General features: G+C 68.9%; 18 protein-coding genes. 10 read left to right on the top strand and 8 right to left on the bottom strand.

Annotated elements, in window-relative coordinates; genetic code table 11:
- The first annotated feature begins 138 nt into the window (after positions 1-138).
- The 6 genes from L1081_RS17830 (at position 139) to L1081_RS17805 (ending at position 3,319) form a co-directional block, all read left to right on the top strand.
- On the top strand, positions 139-1,377 hold the full coding sequence (locus L1081_RS17830) for a THUMP domain-containing protein (RefSeq protein ID WP_489413362.1): 1,239 nt from the start codon (positions 139-141) through the stop codon (positions 1,375-1,377).
- A 28-nt stretch (positions 1,378-1,405) separates the two neighbouring features.
- Positions 1,406-1,834, top strand: coding sequence for a putative toxin-antitoxin system toxin component, PIN family (locus tag L1081_RS17825; protein ID WP_489413361.1), 429 nt, complete (start codon positions 1,406-1,408; stop codon positions 1,832-1,834).
- Between the two features lie 204 nt (positions 1,835-2,038).
- Entirely contained in the window at positions 2,039-2,521 is a 483-nt protein-coding gene (locus L1081_RS17820) for a T6SS effector amidase Tae4 family protein (RefSeq protein ID WP_489413360.1), read from the top strand.
- Positions 2,518-2,760: a hypothetical protein gene (locus tag L1081_RS17815; protein WP_489413359.1), complete on the top strand. Its 243-nt coding sequence runs from the start codon at positions 2,518-2,520 to the stop codon at positions 2,758-2,760. Before L1081_RS17820 ends, L1081_RS17815 begins: the two co-directional genes overlap by 4 nt.
- A gap of 29 nt (positions 2,761-2,789) precedes the next feature.
- A complete protein-coding gene (locus L1081_RS17810; RefSeq protein ID WP_489413358.1) occupies positions 2,790-3,032 on the top strand; it encodes a hypothetical protein in 243 nt (80 codons plus the stop codon).
- Between the two features lie 38 nt (positions 3,033-3,070).
- Complete coding sequence (locus L1081_RS17805) at positions 3,071-3,319, top strand: hypothetical protein (protein ID WP_489416812.1); 249 nt, start codon at positions 3,071-3,073, stop codon at positions 3,317-3,319.
- A 10-nt stretch (positions 3,320-3,329) separates the two neighbouring features.
- Here L1081_RS17805 and L1081_RS17800 read toward each other — a convergent pair whose 3' ends face one another.
- The gene (locus L1081_RS17800) at positions 3,330-4,247 is read right to left on the bottom strand and encodes a BUD32 family EKC/KEOPS complex subunit (protein WP_489413357.1); all 918 of its coding nucleotides are present in this window, start codon (positions 4,245-4,247) and stop codon (positions 3,330-3,332) included.
- Positions 4,244-5,971, bottom strand: a complete 1,728-nt coding sequence (locus L1081_RS17795; protein WP_489413356.1) for a glutamate synthase-related protein — start codon at positions 5,969-5,971, stop codon at positions 4,244-4,246. The genes L1081_RS17800 and L1081_RS17795 overlap by 4 nt, the downstream gene beginning before the upstream one ends.
- Before the next feature lie 55 nt (positions 5,972-6,026).
- Here L1081_RS17795 and L1081_RS17790 point away from each other — a divergent pair, with 55 nt between their 5' ends.
- Positions 6,027-6,809, top strand: coding sequence for a UPF0149 family protein (locus L1081_RS17790; protein WP_319440542.1), 783 nt, complete (start codon positions 6,027-6,029; stop codon positions 6,807-6,809).
- Between the two features lie 46 nt (positions 6,810-6,855).
- On the top strand, positions 6,856-8,043 hold the full coding sequence (locus L1081_RS17785) for an MFS transporter (RefSeq protein ID WP_489416811.1): 1,188 nt from the start codon (positions 6,856-6,858) through the stop codon (positions 8,041-8,043).
- Here the strand turns inward: L1081_RS17785 and L1081_RS17780 are convergent.
- The 4 genes from L1081_RS17780 to L1081_RS17765 are packed head-to-tail and all read right to left on the bottom strand — an operon-like array spanning position 8,033 to position 9,927.
- On the bottom strand, positions 8,033-8,347 hold the full coding sequence (locus tag L1081_RS17780; protein ID WP_489413355.1) for a GNAT family N-acetyltransferase: 315 nt from the start codon (positions 8,345-8,347) through the stop codon (positions 8,033-8,035). The genes L1081_RS17785 and L1081_RS17780 overlap by 11 nt on opposite strands.
- Positions 8,344-8,850 carry a nuclear transport factor 2 family protein gene (locus L1081_RS17775; protein WP_489413354.1) on the bottom strand — a complete coding sequence of 169 codons (507 nt, stop codon included), beginning with the start codon at positions 8,848-8,850 and terminating at the stop codon, positions 8,344-8,346. Before L1081_RS17775 ends, L1081_RS17780 begins: the two co-directional genes overlap by 4 nt.
- A gap of 1 nt (position 8,851) precedes the next feature.
- The gene (locus L1081_RS17770) at positions 8,852-9,394 is read right to left on the bottom strand and encodes a nicotinamide-nucleotide amidohydrolase family protein (protein ID WP_489413353.1); all 543 of its coding nucleotides are present in this window, start codon (positions 9,392-9,394) and stop codon (positions 8,852-8,854) included.
- A 5-nt stretch (positions 9,395-9,399) separates the two neighbouring features.
- Positions 9,400-9,927, bottom strand: a complete 528-nt coding sequence (locus tag L1081_RS17765; protein WP_489413352.1) for a phosphatidylglycerophosphatase A — start codon at positions 9,925-9,927, stop codon at positions 9,400-9,402.
- Between the two features lie 161 nt (positions 9,928-10,088).
- Here L1081_RS17765 and L1081_RS17760 point away from each other — a divergent pair, with 161 nt between their 5' ends.
- Both L1081_RS17760 and L1081_RS17755 read left to right on the top strand, forming a co-directional pair.
- The gene (locus L1081_RS17760; RefSeq protein ID WP_489413351.1) at positions 10,089-11,591 is read left to right on the top strand and encodes an MFS transporter; all 1,503 of its coding nucleotides are present in this window, start codon (positions 10,089-10,091) and stop codon (positions 11,589-11,591) included.
- A gap of 88 nt (positions 11,592-11,679) precedes the next feature.
- Positions 11,680-12,390, top strand: a complete 711-nt coding sequence (locus L1081_RS17755; protein ID WP_489413350.1) for a DUF3053 family protein — start codon at positions 11,680-11,682, stop codon at positions 12,388-12,390.
- Here the strand turns inward: L1081_RS17755 and thiL are convergent, their stop codons facing one another.
- Positions 12,391-13,350: a thiamine-phosphate kinase gene (gene thiL, locus L1081_RS17750; RefSeq protein WP_489413349.1), complete on the bottom strand. Its 960-nt coding sequence runs from the start codon at positions 13,348-13,350 to the stop codon at positions 12,391-12,393. It lies immediately after the preceding gene.
- Positions 13,351-13,375: 25 nt separating this feature from the next.
- Positions 13,376-14,005, bottom strand: a complete 630-nt coding sequence (locus tag L1081_RS17745) for an isochorismatase family protein (RefSeq protein WP_489413348.1) — start codon at positions 14,003-14,005, stop codon at positions 13,376-13,378.
- Between the last annotated feature and the right edge of the window lie 70 nt (positions 14,006-14,075).

The following is a 14,075-nucleotide window of genomic DNA, read 5'->3' as shown; positions in this document are numbered from 1 at the left end:
GCGCCGCGGCCCGATCGGCCGGAGCAACCATGGACGCGGTGCTGGAATTGCTCGTCCGATCCACTGTGTGGAGAAGCGGCCCGGCGCGGCGACAATGGCATCCCCCAGCCGGCCAATGATGATGATGGCGAACCCCTTGTGAACGATCTTTCCCTTTTTCTGCCTTGCGCCGCCGGCGTCGAGGAACTCCTGGCGCAGGAAGTCCACGCGCTCACCGGCCGCGTCGGCCAGGACCTGCTCACGCTGCGCGGCGGCGTGCGGGTGCGCGCCGAATGGCGCGACGCGCTCAAGCTCAATCTGCACAGCCGGCTCGCGCAGCGCGTGCTGGTCGAACTGGCCCACGCGCCCTACCGCAGCGAGAACGACCTCTACGCCATCGCGAGCGGCGTGGCCTGGGAGATCTGGTTCACGCCCAGGCAGACCTTCAAGATCGAGACCACGGCGCAGCACAGCCCGCTGCAGAGCCTGAACTTCGCCACCCTGCGCATCAAGGACGCCATTGCCGACCGCTTCCGCGCCAAGGCGGGCGGCGTGCGCCCGAGCATCGAGACCCAGTGGCCCGACTGCCGCGTGTTCGCCCACCTGACCACCGAGCACTGCACGCTCTACATCGACACCTCCGGCGAGCCGCTCTTCAAGCGCGGCTGGCGCCAGGACAAGGGCGACGCGCCGCTGAAGGAAACCCTGGCCGCCGCCATGCTGGCCGCCAGCGGCTGGTGGAACCCCGAAACCGGCGCCGTGGCCGCCGAGCCGCTGTACGACCCCTGCTGCGGCAGCGGCACCATCGCCATCGAGGCGGCGCAGATCGCGCGCGGCATTGCGGCCGGGTCGCTCAGGCGCTTCGGCTTCGAGAAGCTGCTGCCGTTCCAGGCGCATGTGTGGGAGGCCATCAGGAAAGAGGCCCAGTCGTCGGCAGTGCCGCGCGATGTGGCCATCTTCGGCTCCGACGTCTCGCACCGCATGGTCGACTTTGCCGAGCGCAACGCGGAGCGCGCCGGTGTGGCCGATGCCATCGAGTTCCGCGGCGGGGACGCACTGCAGCGCATGCCGCCAGCCGAGGGTGGAGTGATCATGCTCAACCCGCCGTACGGCGAGCGCATAGAGGTCGGTGGCGTGGCGCGCTTCGGCGCCCGCGAAGCCGCGCAGACTTCGGGCGACGCTGGGGGTGAAAGCGGCGACGGCGGCGAGTTCTTTCCGCAGCTCGCCACCCACTGGAAGAAGAACTATGCCGGCTGGACCGCCTGGGTGCTCACGCCCGACCTGAAGCTGCCCAGGCAGATGCGGCTCAAGGAATCGCGCCGCGTGCCGATGTGGAACGGGCCCATCGAGTGCCGGCTGTTCCGCTTCGACATGGTCGCGGGTTCGGCCAGGAAGTAGCTTCGCGCGCCTGCGGGTGCACGCCACCATGACCGTTCCGGAACCCGGCCTCGTCGTCATCGACACCAACATCGCGCTCGACCTGCTGGTCTTCGAAGACCCCGCCTGGGTGCCGCTGATCGCCCTGCTGGCCGCGGGCGAACTGCGCTGGCTCGCAACGGCCGCGATGCGCGCCGAACTCGAGCGCGTGCTCGGCTATCCGCTGATCGCCCGCCGCATGGCGCAGCGCGGCCTGCAAGTGCCCGCCGTGCTGGCGGACTTCGATGCGCGGGTGCGCATGGTCGAAGGCGTTCCATCGCGCGCGCCCTGCGTCTGCAGCGACCCCGACGACCAGGTCTTCATCGATCTTGCGGTGGCGCACCGCGCGCTGCTGCTCAGCAAGGACCGCGCGGTGCTGTCGATGAAGAAGCGGCTGGCCTTGCGCGGCGTGGTGGTGCAGGCGGCGCTCGGGGCCTGACTGCATCCACAGTCTCGGCCAGTTGCCGCTGCGCGCCGAGAAGCGCGAAATCCGGCGGCTTGACTACTTCCTTCTCATCGACACCTGCCAGGGGTGGTGTTAGCTTTCCGGCAAGGCGAGGATGGTTGCGGCGAACGGGTATGGCAGTTCCTTGCCTTGTGCGGTCCCTGCGCCACCCTTCAGCTCTTGCTTCGACTGGAAATCATGCAACCATCATTCGCGACGCTCTGGGCGAATCATCCCAACATCAAGGGCGACGGCGCCTTGCTGGACAAGGACGTTTACAAGGACCAATGCGCCATCAATGTGGGCGCAGCATTCATGCGATCCAGCCTGAGCTTTGAGAGCTTCCCCGGTGTCTTCTCCTGGCAGAAGGACAAGCCGAAGTACCCAATCAGGGCGCAAGAATTGGCGAACTGGCTGGATTCCGGCAAGGCCGGGCTGATGTCCCGGACCGAAAAATACACGGGAAAAGAAGGCTTCGAGAAAATCGCCAACCGCACGGGGATCGTGTTCATCCAGAACTACTGGGGCGAGGGGCGGCAAGGCGACCACATCGATCTCTGGAATGGATCGCGCATGACGGAACTCATGTCATATTTCCGTGTTCAGTGGCATCTCTCCTGGGAGGGGGTCATCACTGACATGCGTCTGGCACGAGCCATATGGTTTTGGCAGGTTTTATGAAAATCCTACTTCGCCTCATCTGCATCGTGCTAGGGGGGCTGGCGCTGAGTTTTGTTGTGGCAAAGGGAGTGCTCGTTCCCATTGGCCAGTGGTACGAAATGAACAAGGCCCAAAGCGAGAGCGATCTAACTCAAGCTTTTGTAATCGCCCTTGCGGTGCAGGCAATTTGCGCCGTCTTGGGGGGCTGGCTAGGCGACTGGGTATTTCGCAAATGGCGACAGAAGCACGGTCATCATTGACAACGCGCCATATGGTCTTGGTCGGTCCAATGAAAACCCCCATTCGGCTGCTTTGTATTCTGGCCGGAGCAATTGCGCTCGGCTTTGTTTTCTACAAGCTCATCGGCCCTGTGGGCCATTGGTATGAGCTCAACTTTGCAAGGAACGATGGGGACCTGGGCCAGGCGTACATGGTCGCGCTCGCCGTTCAATTCCTCGCATTGATAGTGGGCGGCTGGCTCGGCGACTGGGCATTTCGCAAGTGGCGGCAGAAGCAGCCTGATCGCCCGTAGCTCATGTGGCGACTATCGGTTGGCCGAGTCCCGTGAAGATGCTCATTCGACTGCTCTGCATTTTGGCCGGGGCACTTGCGTTCAGTTTTCTTGTTGCGAAGGTCGTGCTCGTTCCCGTTGGGCAGTGGTACGAAATGAACAAGGTCCAGAGCTTCGACGATGTATCCGAAGCTTTTGTTGTCGCTCTTGTTGTGCAAGCGATTTTTGCTGTTGTGGGCGGCTCGCTTGGCGACCGCGCATTCCGGAAATGGCGGCACAAGGAACTCGGCCGCCAACAGCGCTCGTAAAAGAGCGCTGCTAGTTCCGGAGCGCAGCGGCCGGCGCCAGGTGCCAGCGCCCCAGCAGCCGTGCCACCGCCCGCACCCGCTGCGTATCCCGCCCCCATCGCCGGCTCGCAGGCAGCTTCTGCGCCCATTTCATGCGTCGCGCCGCCTCGGCGATGCGCTCGCGCACTTGTGCGTCCACCTCGGCCAGCGCCGCGTGCCAGTGCTGGCCGGCGGCTTCGGGTGCGGCGGCCTCCAGCATCATGGCCGTGGAGTGCAGGTAGCTGAGCCAGTCGCGCGCCTGGCACTCGGCCAGGGTCATGACCTCGGACGGGTCGTCCTCGAAGTCGATGTAGCCGATCACGCCGTCGGGGCACTGCACCAGGTTGCGGTCGAAGGCCTGGCTCAGGTGCTGGCCGCGCACATGCACCCTGGCGATCGCGGCCAGTCCTTCGCGCCAGACCGCGAGCAGCGCGGCCGGGCCGGCCGCGGCGGCCTGGTCGAGCCGCTCCTGCAGCACGATGGTGTTGCGGCCGCTTTCGCCGAGGTCCGAGATCAGCAGGCCGTCGGGCTGCTGCGCCAGCACCGCCGGCACGCGCAGGCCCGCGGCCGCGAGCTGCCGCAGGCGCCGCGCCTCGGTGGCGATGGCGGCCTCGCCGCCCGGGTTGGGCACCGGCTTGATGATGTCCAGCCGGGCCATGCGCGCGACCGCCGCCATCACGCGGTAGCCCCACTTGCCGTGGCGCGGGCCGGCCTTCTTGAGCCACACGCGCTCGCTGCCCAGGCGGTGGCTGGCCACGTTCTTCTGCTGCCTGGGCAGCATGAGGCGCAGGAATTCGGCGTAGTCGCCGGGTGCCGGCACGAAGGGCTGCGCGTCCAGCGGCGCGGGCGCGGAGGCCGCGCCCTTGGCGCTGTGCAGCCGCGCCGAAGCCCCGCGTCGCAAGGGGTTCATGCGGCCAGCGGAAGGTTCGACACCAGGCCGTGCGGCCCTTGCGTCAGGGGCTGGAAACTCTCGGCGCTGGCCAGCGGCCAGTAGGTGCGGAACACGTTGTGCTGCTTGTCCAGCGGGCCGAGCAGCGCGCCCGGCTGCACCTGCATCACCAGGTTGCTCAGCAGGCGCACCTCGGTGTCGGAAATGCGCCGCACGATGTGGTGCGCGGTGATCTGCTGCGGATGGTCGAGGCCGGCGGCCTGCACCAGCTCCTGCAGCGCATGCAGCGTGCTGCGGTGGAAGTTGCGCACGCGTTCGGCCTTGGTCGGCACCACCAGCGCCTGCTGCCGCACCGGGTCCTGCGTGGTCACGCCGGTCGGGCAGTGGCCGGTGTGGCAGCTTTGCGCCTGGATGCAGCCCAGGGCCATCATGAAGCCGCGCGCCGCGTTGCACCAGTCGGCGCCGAGCGCCATCATGCGCGCCACGTCGAAGGCCGTGATCACCTTGCCCGCGCAGCCCAGCTTGATGCGGTGGCGCAGGTTCACGCCGACGAGCGTGTTGTGCACCAGCAGCAGGCCTTCCTGCAGCGGCGCGCCCACGTGGTCGCTGAACTCGACCGGCGCCGCGCCCGTGCCGCCCTCGGCGCCGTCGACCACGATGAAGTCGGGCGTGATGCCTGTCGCCTGCATGGCCTTGACGATCGCGAACCATTCCCACGGATGGCCGAGGCAGAACTTGAAGCCGGTCGGCTTGCCGCCCGAAAGCTCGCGCAGCCGGGCGATGAAATGCATCATCTCGATGGGCGTGGTGAACGCGCTGTGCGACGACGGCGAAACGCAGTCGATGCCGATCGGCACGCCGCGCGCGGCCGCGATCTCGGGCGTGACCTTGGGCGCGGGCAGCACGCCGCCGTGCCCGGGCTTGGCGCCCTGGCTCAGCTTGATCTCGATCATCTTGACCTGCGGGTCGCGCGCGTTGGCGCTGAAGCGCTCGGCGTTGAACGTGCCGTCCTCGTTGCGGCAGCCGAAGTAGCCCGAGCCGATTTCCCAGATCAGGTCGCCGCCATGCACGCGGTGGTGCTGCGAAATGGAGCCTTCGCCAGTGTCGTGCGCAAAGCCGCCCAGCCTCGCGCCCTGGTTGAGCGCGAGGATCGCGTTGGCCGACAGCGCGCCGAAGCTCATGGCCGAGATGTTGAACACGCTCGCGCTGTACGGCTGCGTGCAGGGATGGTGGGACGACGCCCCGGCCGCGCCCGATGGCGGCGGGTTTGCGTCGGCGGTATGCGGCGTGCCGCCGATCACGATGCGGAAATCGTGATTCTCCAGCCGGGTGGGTTGCATCGAGTGGTTGATCCACTCGTAGCCCGCGATGGTCACGTCGAGCTGCGTGCCGAAGGGCCGGTTGTCGGGCTCGCCCTTGGCGCGCTGGTACACCAGCGAGCGCTGCGCGCGCGAGAACGGGGCGGCTTCGGAATCGCTCTCGATGAAGTACTGCCGCATTTCCGGCCGGATGAATTCGAGCAGGAAGCGCAGGTGGCCGATGACGGGGTAGTTGCGCAGGATGGCGTGGCGCGCCTGCCGCAGGTCGTGCACGCCGGTGCCCGAAAGCACCGCGAAGACGGCCACACCCACCCAGGCCAGCCACAGGTGCGGCGACACCAGCACCAGGGCGATGCAGGCCGCCAGACCGACCACGCACAGGGCGAAGGCGCTGTAGCGCGTCGGAAACGGAATAATCGTGGGCATAGAAATAGTGTCGACCGGAGCCTGCTGCATCATAGAGGGCTGCCCCGAACTTGCCATGACCAACAACCACGACACCCCCCAGGCCGAAGCGGCCGCTTCCGCCCCCCTCGGCCCCGACGATTTCGACGCCCTCGACCAGGCGCTCGACGCCATGCGCGAGCACGATGAGGAAATCCCCCAGTGGGAGTTCTGCGAAGGCTTCATGGCCGCGCTGATCTGCACCCGCCGTCCCATCGAGCCCGCCGAATACTGGCCCGTGCTGCTGGGCGAGGGCTTCGTGCCGGCCCAGCACATGGAGTTCGTCTGGAACTGGAAGCGCCGCTGGCTCGAGATCGAAGAGGGCCTGGATGCCGACGTGCAGTCGCTCGACGACGAGCGCAGCTGGCAGCCCGAGGTGCTCGACACCCGCGGCGCCATCGCCTCGCTGCCCGAGGAAGAGCGCGCCGAGGTGGCGGGTGAGGAGATTCCCTCGTTCGCGCAGGTCTGGGCGCTGGGCTTCATGTACGCGGTCGAGAACTGGCCGGAGGACTGGGCCGCGCCGCGCGACAAGGAAGCCGCCCAGATGCTCGACGACGCGCTCGACAACATCGTCGCGCTGACCGAGGACGACAAGGCCAAGCCCACGCTCTCGATGTTCAGCGACGACGGCCCGCCGAGCGTGAGCCAGCAGCGGCTGGACGATTTCGGCGCCGCCATCTGGGCCGTGTACGACCTGCGCCAGCTCTGGAAGAGCCTGGGCCCGAAGGTCGAGACCGTGCGCAAGGAAGCCACGCCCGGCCGCAACGATCCCTGCCCCTGCGGCAGCGGCAAGAAATACAAGAAGTGCCACGGTGCCTGACAGCGCCCCTGCCAGCGCACGGCTGACGCCACGCGCGGCGTGGGTCATGGTGCTGGCGCTGTGCGCCGGGGTGGCGCTGAGCCAGGCCTTCCGTACCGTGGGCGCCATCATGGCGAGCCCGCTGCAGGCCGACTTCAGGCTGTCGGCCCAAGCGCTGGGCATTTTCTCGGGCGCCTTTCATTTCGCCTTTGGCGCGATGCAGCTCTTCATGGGCATCGGCATCGACCTGCATGGCGTGCGGCGCACGGTGCTGGTGGCCTTTCCGGTCGCCATCGCGGGCGCGCTGCTGTCGGCGTTCGCGCCGAGCTACGCGGTGCTGGTGGCGGGGCAGGCGCTGATCGGCGTCGGCTGCGCGCCGGCCTTCCTGGTGTGCACCGTGTTCATTGCGCGGCACTTTCCGGCCGCGCGCTTCGCCACCGTCTCGGGCCTGGTGCTGGCCATCGGCGGCCTGGGCATGCTGGCCACCGGCACGCCGCTCGCGTGGCTGGTGCAGGCGTATTCGTGGCGTGCGGGCTTCCTGGTGCTCGCCGTGGCCTCGGCGCTGGCGTGGCTCGCGATCTGGCGCTGGGTGCGCGAGCCTGCGTCGGCCGTGCCGCAGGTGAACGAGTCCATTCCCGAGGCCATCCGCCAGTTCGGCGCGCTGCTCGCGATGCCGCACACGCTCGGCATCGTCGTGCTCGGGGCCGTGACCTACGCCGCCTTCATCTCGCTGCGCGGGCTCTGGCTCGGGCCGCTCATGATGGAGCGCCACGGCTATTCGCTGGTGCAGAGCGGCAACGTCGCCATCGCGGTGTCGGTGATCTCGCTGTTCGGTGCGCCGCTGTTCGGCCGCTTCGATCGCGACGGCGCCGCGCGCCGCCGCTGGATCGTGGTGTGCGCGCTCGGCTATGCAGCGCTGTTCGCGCTCATCGCCTTCACGCACTCGGCCTGGCTGGACATCGGCGGCATGGTGCTGATCGGCGTGCTCTCGGGCTTCATCGTCTGGCAGTACGCCGACGTGCGCGTGGCCTACCCGGTGACGCTCACGGGCCGCGCGATGGCGGTCTTCACGATGGCGATGTTCCTCGGCGTCGCGCTCATGCAATGGGGCACCGGCGTGGCGGCCTCGGTGGCCGCGGCGCATGGCGGCGACCCGCTCACGGCCGTGCTGGCCACCATTGCCGCGCTGCTGCTGCTCGGCATCGCGGCCTTCGCGTGGCTGCCCGCACCGAAGGCGCAAGCCCTCAGATCTTGAAGGCGCGCTGGATGTCGGGCCGCACGAGCTCTGCGTATTCGCGGTGCTTGCGGATGTAGCCCGCGATGAACTGGCACACCGGAATCACGTGCAGCCCCCTGGCGCGCGCTTCGTCGAGCACATGCCGTGCAATGCCCGAGCCCACGCCCTTGCCCTCGTGCTCGGGCAGCACCTCGGTGTGGGTGAACATGATGGCGTCGGTCAGCAGGTTGTATTCGGCGTAGGCCGCGAGCTGGCCCTCGAGCGCCGCTTCGTAGCGGTGCTGGGCTTCGTTGTTGGTGATGACTAGGTTGCTGTTGCTCATGGTTGGCGTGCGAGATAAGTGGCGAGATTGGCGGCCGCGGTGGCGCGGACCTTGTTGCGCAGCATCGGCGTCCAGCCGAGCAGCAGGCCCGGCGCGCCCAGCGCCTGGCGCGACCAGGTCCAGAAGGCAAAGCTGTCGCGGTGCGTGGCAATCAGCCCGTCGGGCGTGAAGCCGAAGCGCGCGTCGACGCTGTTGTCGACCAGCCGGCCGGTGGCGCTGAAGCGGTAGTGCGCGTCCCAGTGGGCCTGGCCGCTGGTGTCGTCGGCCTGCACGTCGCGCCAAGTCAGCCGCCAGACGTCGGCGCCCTTGGCCCGCGTGGCGTCGCAGAGCATGCGCCACATGCCGCCCACCTGTTGCCGGCCGCGCAGCGAGAAGGCCTCGTCGTCGAAGGCCGCATCGCTGGCGTAGCAGGCGGCCATGGCGCGGGCGTCGAGCCTGGAGAAGGCCTCGTAGAAGCGCTCGATGGTCTGGGCATTGGCGGTTGCGGCTGCTGTTGTCGTCATGTCATGGGGCCTTTGTTGTTGTGCCGGCGTGCGGGCCGAGCAGGCCCACCAGTGCCTGCAGGGCGTAGTGCACCGTGGCCGCGCGCACCGCGGCGCGGTCGCCGTCGAAGCGGCGGCGCTCGGTGCGCACCTGCCCGTCGACCGACCAGCCGAACCACACGGTGCCCACCGGCTTTTCGGGGCTGCCGCCGGTGGGGCCGGCCACGCCGGTCACGGCCACCGCGGCGCGTGCTGCCGAATGCGCGATGGCGCCTTCGGCCATGGCGCGCGCCACGGGCTCGCTGACCGCGCCGTGGGCTTCGATCAGCGCGGCATCGACGCCCAGCAGCTCGGTCTTGGCCGCATTCGAGTACGTGACGAAGCCGCGCTCGAACCAGGCACTGGAGCCCGCGAGCTCGGTGCATGCGCCGGCAATGAGCCCGCCGGTGCAGCTTTCGGCGGTGGCCAGCATCCAGCCCTTTTCCAGCAGCAGTTCGGCCAGGACCGCGACGAGCGCAGGCGTGTCCTGGTCGGCAAGAGAGTCCGTCGCAATCGAGGGTTCCATTGAATTCACCATGCGCGCCAGAGCGCGATGACCAGGAGCGTACAGAACGCCGCCACCAGGTCGTCGAGGATGATGCCGAAGCCCGCGCGCCACCAGCGCACCCGGGCGGCGTCGCGCTGCTTGAACAGCGCATCGGCCCAGGCCACCGGCCCCGGCTTGGCGGCATCGAAGAAGCGGAACAGGCCGAACGCGATGGCCTGCGCGAACAGGCCGGCGGGCGTGACGAGCCACAGCACGATCCAGAACGCGATCACCTCGTCCCACACGATGCTGCCCGGGTCGGCCACGCCCATGTCGCGCGCGGTGATGCTGCAGGCCCACCAGCCGATCGGCAGCGCGGCCAGGATGATCCAGCCGATGGTGGCGGGCGTGAACCACAGCTGCATCACGGCAAAGGCGGCCCAGGCCCAGAGCGTGCCGACGGTGCCGGGCGCCACGCGCGGCAGGCCGGAGCCGAAGCCCATGGCGATGAAGTGCGCCGGGTGGGACAACAGGAAAGCGATCGAAGGGCGGCGGGGCGTGGCTTGCGGCATGGGGCCTGCGGAGGAAGAAGCAGCTTGCATCAGGCCAGAGTGTCGCGCATTCGCGCGGCGGTCCAAGCCCCTCTATTTATCAAAGCAATAGCTTGTTTAATTCGCAGGGCCGGCCTAGTATGCAGGCCTTGCCACCTGTCGTCCGCCAAGGACCGCATCACATGCCCTCTGCCTCTTCCAGCTCTTGCGCCGTCGCCGATCCTTCTTCCTCGCAGTTGCATCCGCCGCCTTCCGCCACCTGGAGCGAACTGTTCAGCGGCCGCAACGGCTGGCGCGCGCTGGCGCTCACGGGCGGCGTCGCGCTGCATGCGGTCAACGTGCACATCGTGACGACCGTGCTGCCCTCGGTGGTGAACGAGATCGGCGGGCTCGACTGGTATGCCTGGAGCACCACCCTGTTCGTGGTGGGGTCGATCCTCGGGGCCACGCTGTCGGTGCGGCTGCTGGCGCGGCTGGGCCCGCGCGGCGCCTGCCTGGCGGCGCTCGTGGTCTTCGGCGCGGGCTCGATGGCTTGCGCGCTCGCACCGGCCATGCCCTGGCTGCTCGCGGGCCGCACGGTGCAGGGGCTGGGCGGCGGCTTGCTCGCGGCCCTGAGCTATGCGCTGATCCAGCTGGTGTTCGCGCCGCGGCTGTGGCCACGCGCGGTGGCGCTGGTGTCGGGCATGTGGGGCGTGGCCACGCTTTGCGGGCCCGCGGTGGGTGGCCTGTTCGCGCAGGCGGGGCACTGGCGCTGGGCCTTCTGGTCGCTGCTGCCGCTGGCCGCCGTGCAGGCGCTGCTGGTCGCGGTGCAATTGCGGCCCGCGGCCGGCGTGCGGCACGAACGGCCGTCGGCCATGCCGCGGATCCCGGCGCTGCAGATCGGCTTGCTGGCGGCCTCGGTGCTGGTGATCGCGGCCAGCGAGTTCCTGTCGGCAATGGCCTGGCAGGCCGCCGGGGTGGTGCTGGGCCTGGCGCTCGGCGTGGCCGCCACGCGGATCGACCGGCGTGCCGCGGTGCGGCTGCTGCCCACCGGTGCCTATGCGCTGCGCACGCCGATGGGCGCCATCTACGCGAGCGTGGTGCTGCTCCTGATTGGCACCACCACCGAGATCTTCGTGCCGTACTTCCTGCAGCTGCTGCATGGCCATTCGCCGCTCTCGGCCGGCTACCTCACGGCCGCGATGGCCGGCGGCTGGAGCGCGGGCTCGCTGCTGTCGTCCGGGCGAAGCGCCGCGGGCGCCGACCGCATGCTGCGCGCCGGGCCGGTGGCCTGCACGCTGGGGCTTGCCGCGCTCGCGCTGTTGCTGCCGGCGCCCGGGCGCTTCGCGCCGGGGCTCGAGATGCTGCTGGCCGCCATTGCACTGGCAGCCGTGGGGCTGGGCGTGGGCATCGGATGGCCGCACCTGGTCACGCGCGTGATGTCGCTCGCGCCGGCCGGGCAGGAAGGCCTGGCCTCGGCCTCGATCACGACCGTACAGCTCTACGGCATGGCCGTGGGTGCGGCGGTGGCCGGGCTGGTGGCCAATGCGGCCGGCCTCAGCGAGCCCGGCGGCGCGGCGGGTGCGCGCTCCGCCGCGGCCTGGCTGTTCGCGAGCTTCGCGTTCGCGCCCGTGCTGGCGGCGTGGCTGGTCGTCCGCTTCGTTGCCGCGCGCAGCTCGGTCGGCGTGCTCAGGCAATCGCTCTAGGCCTTCCTGCATGCCGTCCGGCGTATTCGCCCGCGGCATTGGGCATCGTATGCTTGGCGGCCCATCCAAGCGCGAGAGCCCATCCATCATGAACAGAACCGTGGTCCGTTTCAACGCGTTGTGGCTGTGCCTTGCGTTCAGCTTCCTGCTCGCCGCCTGCGGCAACAAGGAAGCCGAGCAGCGCACCGCCTTCATCGGCTTCCTGCAGGCCCGCGTGCTCGACAAGCCCGGCCTGCGCGTGCCCACGCCCAATGCCGACGAGAAGGCCTCCTTCGGCGACTATGCGCAGCACTATGCGGTGATTGCCGATTTCAACGAGGGCATGAACAAGTCGGTCAGCCAGCCGATGGGCCAGGTCATGGCCAAGGGGGCGCTGCGCTCGATTGCCGACCTGGGGTCGCGCCGCGACGACCTCAAGGCCGCCAAGGACGGCCTGGGCGGCCTGCGCACCGCGCTCGACCAGGAGCTGGCCAAGGCCGATGCCGCGCACGCGAAGCTCAAGCAGCCCGACGACCTGAAGCGGGTCTACGACAAGGCCTACGAGAAGACCGTCTCGGCGCCGGCCGCCACTTTCAAGGAAGTGTTCCCGGCCCTCGACAAGGTGTTCGACGGCGCGCTCGCGGTGGGCGACTACCTCGAGCAGAACAAGTCGAAGATCCAGGTCTCGGGATCGTCGGTCAGCGTGAGCGATCCGGCCGTGCAGGCGCAGCTCAACAAGATGCTGCAGGAGCTCAATGCTCACTCGAAGGACATCAACGCCGCGCAGGCCAAGATGCAGGCGATGGTCCGAGGGTCCTGATCAGACGAAGTGGTCGAAGGAGCCGAAGCGCTGCGATACCGGCGCGCCGCTGGCGTCCACGATGCGCAGGCCGGCTTCGGTATCGATGCGGCCGATGCGCGTCACGCGTGTGGCGCTTTCCCTGCCGGCTTGTTCGACCGCGGCGCGCGCCGCGGGCGGTGCGGTGAAGACCAGTTCGTAGTCGTCGCCGCCCGAAAGCGCGCAGGTGCGCAGCATCTCGGTGCCGAGGCCGCAGGACGCGGCCGCGGCGATCACGCCCGTGGCCGCATCGGCATCGAGCGTGGCGCCCACCTTGCTCGACGCGAGGATGTGGCCCAGGTCGCCCACGAGGCCATCGCTCACGTCCACCGCCGCGGAAGCCGTGCCCCGCAGCGCCTGGCCCAGCGCCACGCGCGGCGTGGGCTGCTCCATGCGCGTGCGCGCCTGCGCGAACACGTCGGCAGGCAGTGCGATCGTGCCGCGGAATGCCTCGAGCGCGAGCCGCGCATCGCCGAGCGTGCCGCTGACCCAGATGTCGTCGCCGGCGTGCGCGCCCGAGCGCAGCAGCGCCGCACCGGCCGGCACTTCGCCGAACACGGTGATGCAGATGTTGAGCGGGCCGCGCGTGGTGTCGCCCCCCACCAGTTCGCAGCCGTGTTCGTCGGCCAGTGCGAACAGGCCGCGCGAAAAAGCTTCGAGCCAGGGCTCGTCGACACCGGGCAGCGCGAGCGCGAGCGTGAAGGCCAGCGGCTTCGCGCCGCAGGCCGCCAGGTCGCTGAGGTTCACCGCCAGCGCCTTGTGGCCGAGCCGCGCGGGATCGACGGTCGAGAGAAAGTGCCGGCCCTCGACCAGCATGTCGCAGGACACGGCAAGCTGCATGCCGGGCGCGGGCGCGAGCAATGCGCAGTCGTCGCCCACGCCGAGCGGGGAACGCTTGGCGGGGCGCTGGAAGTAGCGTGTGATCAGGTCGAATTCACCCATGGGGCGAGCATAAGCGCTGAACCGCTCACCCCCGCGCGCGCCGGTTCGACATCACCACGTTGTCCTTCTCGATCGCCTGGCCGGCCTGCAGCGCGGCAATCCATGCCTCGGTGCTTGCCACGGCCGCGAAGTTGCTGTGGAACACGACGCTGAAGACGCGGTGGATTTCCTCGGCGCTGACCTGTCCGGCTGCATTCGAATAAGGCAGCGCGCCGCTCGCGTCCGACAGGAACTCCACGTTGAGGCCGCGGTGCATGGCCTCGAACACGGTGGACGCATCGCAGTTGTGGGTCATGTAGCCCACCACGCTGAGCGTGTCGATCTGGTGGCGCGCAACCCAGTCGGCGAAGTCGGTTCCGGTGAAGACGCTCGGGAAGGCCTTGGTGATGAGGTGGTCGCGCGGCCGCCTGGCAATTTCGGGATGCAGCTGGCCGTTGTGCGCGTCGGCCTGGAACACCGGCGCGCCCTTGGGCGCGTGGTGCTGCACCACGACCACCGGCGTGCCGGCCGCGCGCGCGGCGTCCATGGCCTGCGCGATCTTCGGCAGCGAGCTTTCGACCGGCGGGTACTCGATGGGCAGTCCGCCGCCTTCGAAGTATTCGTTCTGCACGTCGATCACGACAAGGGCGCGGCGCGGTGCGGGATGGTTGCTCATGGTGAAGGCTCCGTGTTGCAAGTGATTGGGATGGCGCAATTGTTCGCGCTGGAGCCTTTGTGAGAAAGTG

The sequence above is a fragment of the Variovorax sp. MSC1_012 genome, assembly GCF_023667525.1.
GTDB lineage: Bacteria > Pseudomonadota > Gammaproteobacteria > Burkholderiales > Burkholderiaceae_C > Variovorax > Variovorax beijingensis_B.
Note: the sequence above shows the minus strand (reverse complement) of the source record. Positions and strands in the feature narration are given on the sequence as shown.

Bases quoted from the DNA above. Each gene is read 5' to 3' on its own strand.
- L1081_RS17765 (WP_489413352.1), bottom strand. From the start codon at position 9,927: ATGCCGCAAGCCACGCCCCGCCGCCCTTCGATCGCTTTCCTGTTGTCC.
- L1081_RS17810 (WP_489413358.1), top strand. From the start codon at position 2,790: ATGAAAACCCCCATTCGGCTGCTTTGTATTCTGGCCGGAGCAATTGCG.
- L1081_RS17820 (WP_489413360.1), top strand. From the start codon at position 2,039: ATGCAACCATCATTCGCGACGCTCTGGGCGAATCATCCCAACATCAAG.
- L1081_RS17760 (WP_489413351.1), top strand. From the start codon at position 10,089: ATGCCCTCTGCCTCTTCCAGCTCTTGCGCCGTCGCCGATCCTTCTTCC.
- L1081_RS17790 (WP_319440542.1), top strand. From the start codon at position 6,027: ATGACCAACAACCACGACACCCCCCAGGCCGAAGCGGCCGCTTCCGCC.
- L1081_RS17780 (WP_489413355.1), bottom strand. From the start codon at position 8,347: ATGAGCAACAGCAACCTAGTCATCACCAACAACGAAGCCCAGCACCGC.
- L1081_RS17795 (WP_489413356.1), bottom strand. From the start codon at position 5,971: ATGCCCACGATTATTCCGTTTCCGACGCGCTACAGCGCCTTCGCCCTG.
- L1081_RS17770 (WP_489413353.1), bottom strand. From the start codon at position 9,394: ATGGAACCCTCGATTGCGACGGACTCTCTTGCCGACCAGGACACGCCT.
- L1081_RS17800 (WP_489413357.1), bottom strand. From the start codon at position 4,247: ATGAACCCCTTGCGACGCGGGGCTTCGGCGCGGCTGCACAGCGCCAAG.
- L1081_RS17775 (WP_489413354.1), bottom strand. From the start codon at position 8,850: ATGACGACAACAGCAGCCGCAACCGCCAATGCCCAGACCATCGAGCGC.
- L1081_RS17805 (WP_489416812.1), top strand. From the start codon at position 3,071: ATGCTCATTCGACTGCTCTGCATTTTGGCCGGGGCACTTGCGTTCAGT.
- L1081_RS17785 (WP_489416811.1), top strand. From the start codon at position 6,856: ATGGTGCTGGCGCTGTGCGCCGGGGTGGCGCTGAGCCAGGCCTTCCGT.
- L1081_RS17825 (WP_489413361.1), top strand. From the start codon at position 1,406: ATGACCGTTCCGGAACCCGGCCTCGTCGTCATCGACACCAACATCGCG.
- L1081_RS17745 (WP_489413348.1), bottom strand. From the start codon at position 14,005: ATGAGCAACCATCCCGCACCGCGCCGCGCCCTTGTCGTGATCGACGTG.
- L1081_RS17755 (WP_489413350.1), top strand. From the start codon at position 11,680: ATGAACAGAACCGTGGTCCGTTTCAACGCGTTGTGGCTGTGCCTTGCG.
- thiL (WP_489413349.1), bottom strand. From the start codon at position 13,350: ATGGGTGAATTCGACCTGATCACACGCTACTTCCAGCGCCCCGCCAAG.
- L1081_RS17815 (WP_489413359.1), top strand. From the start codon at position 2,518: ATGAAAATCCTACTTCGCCTCATCTGCATCGTGCTAGGGGGGCTGGCG.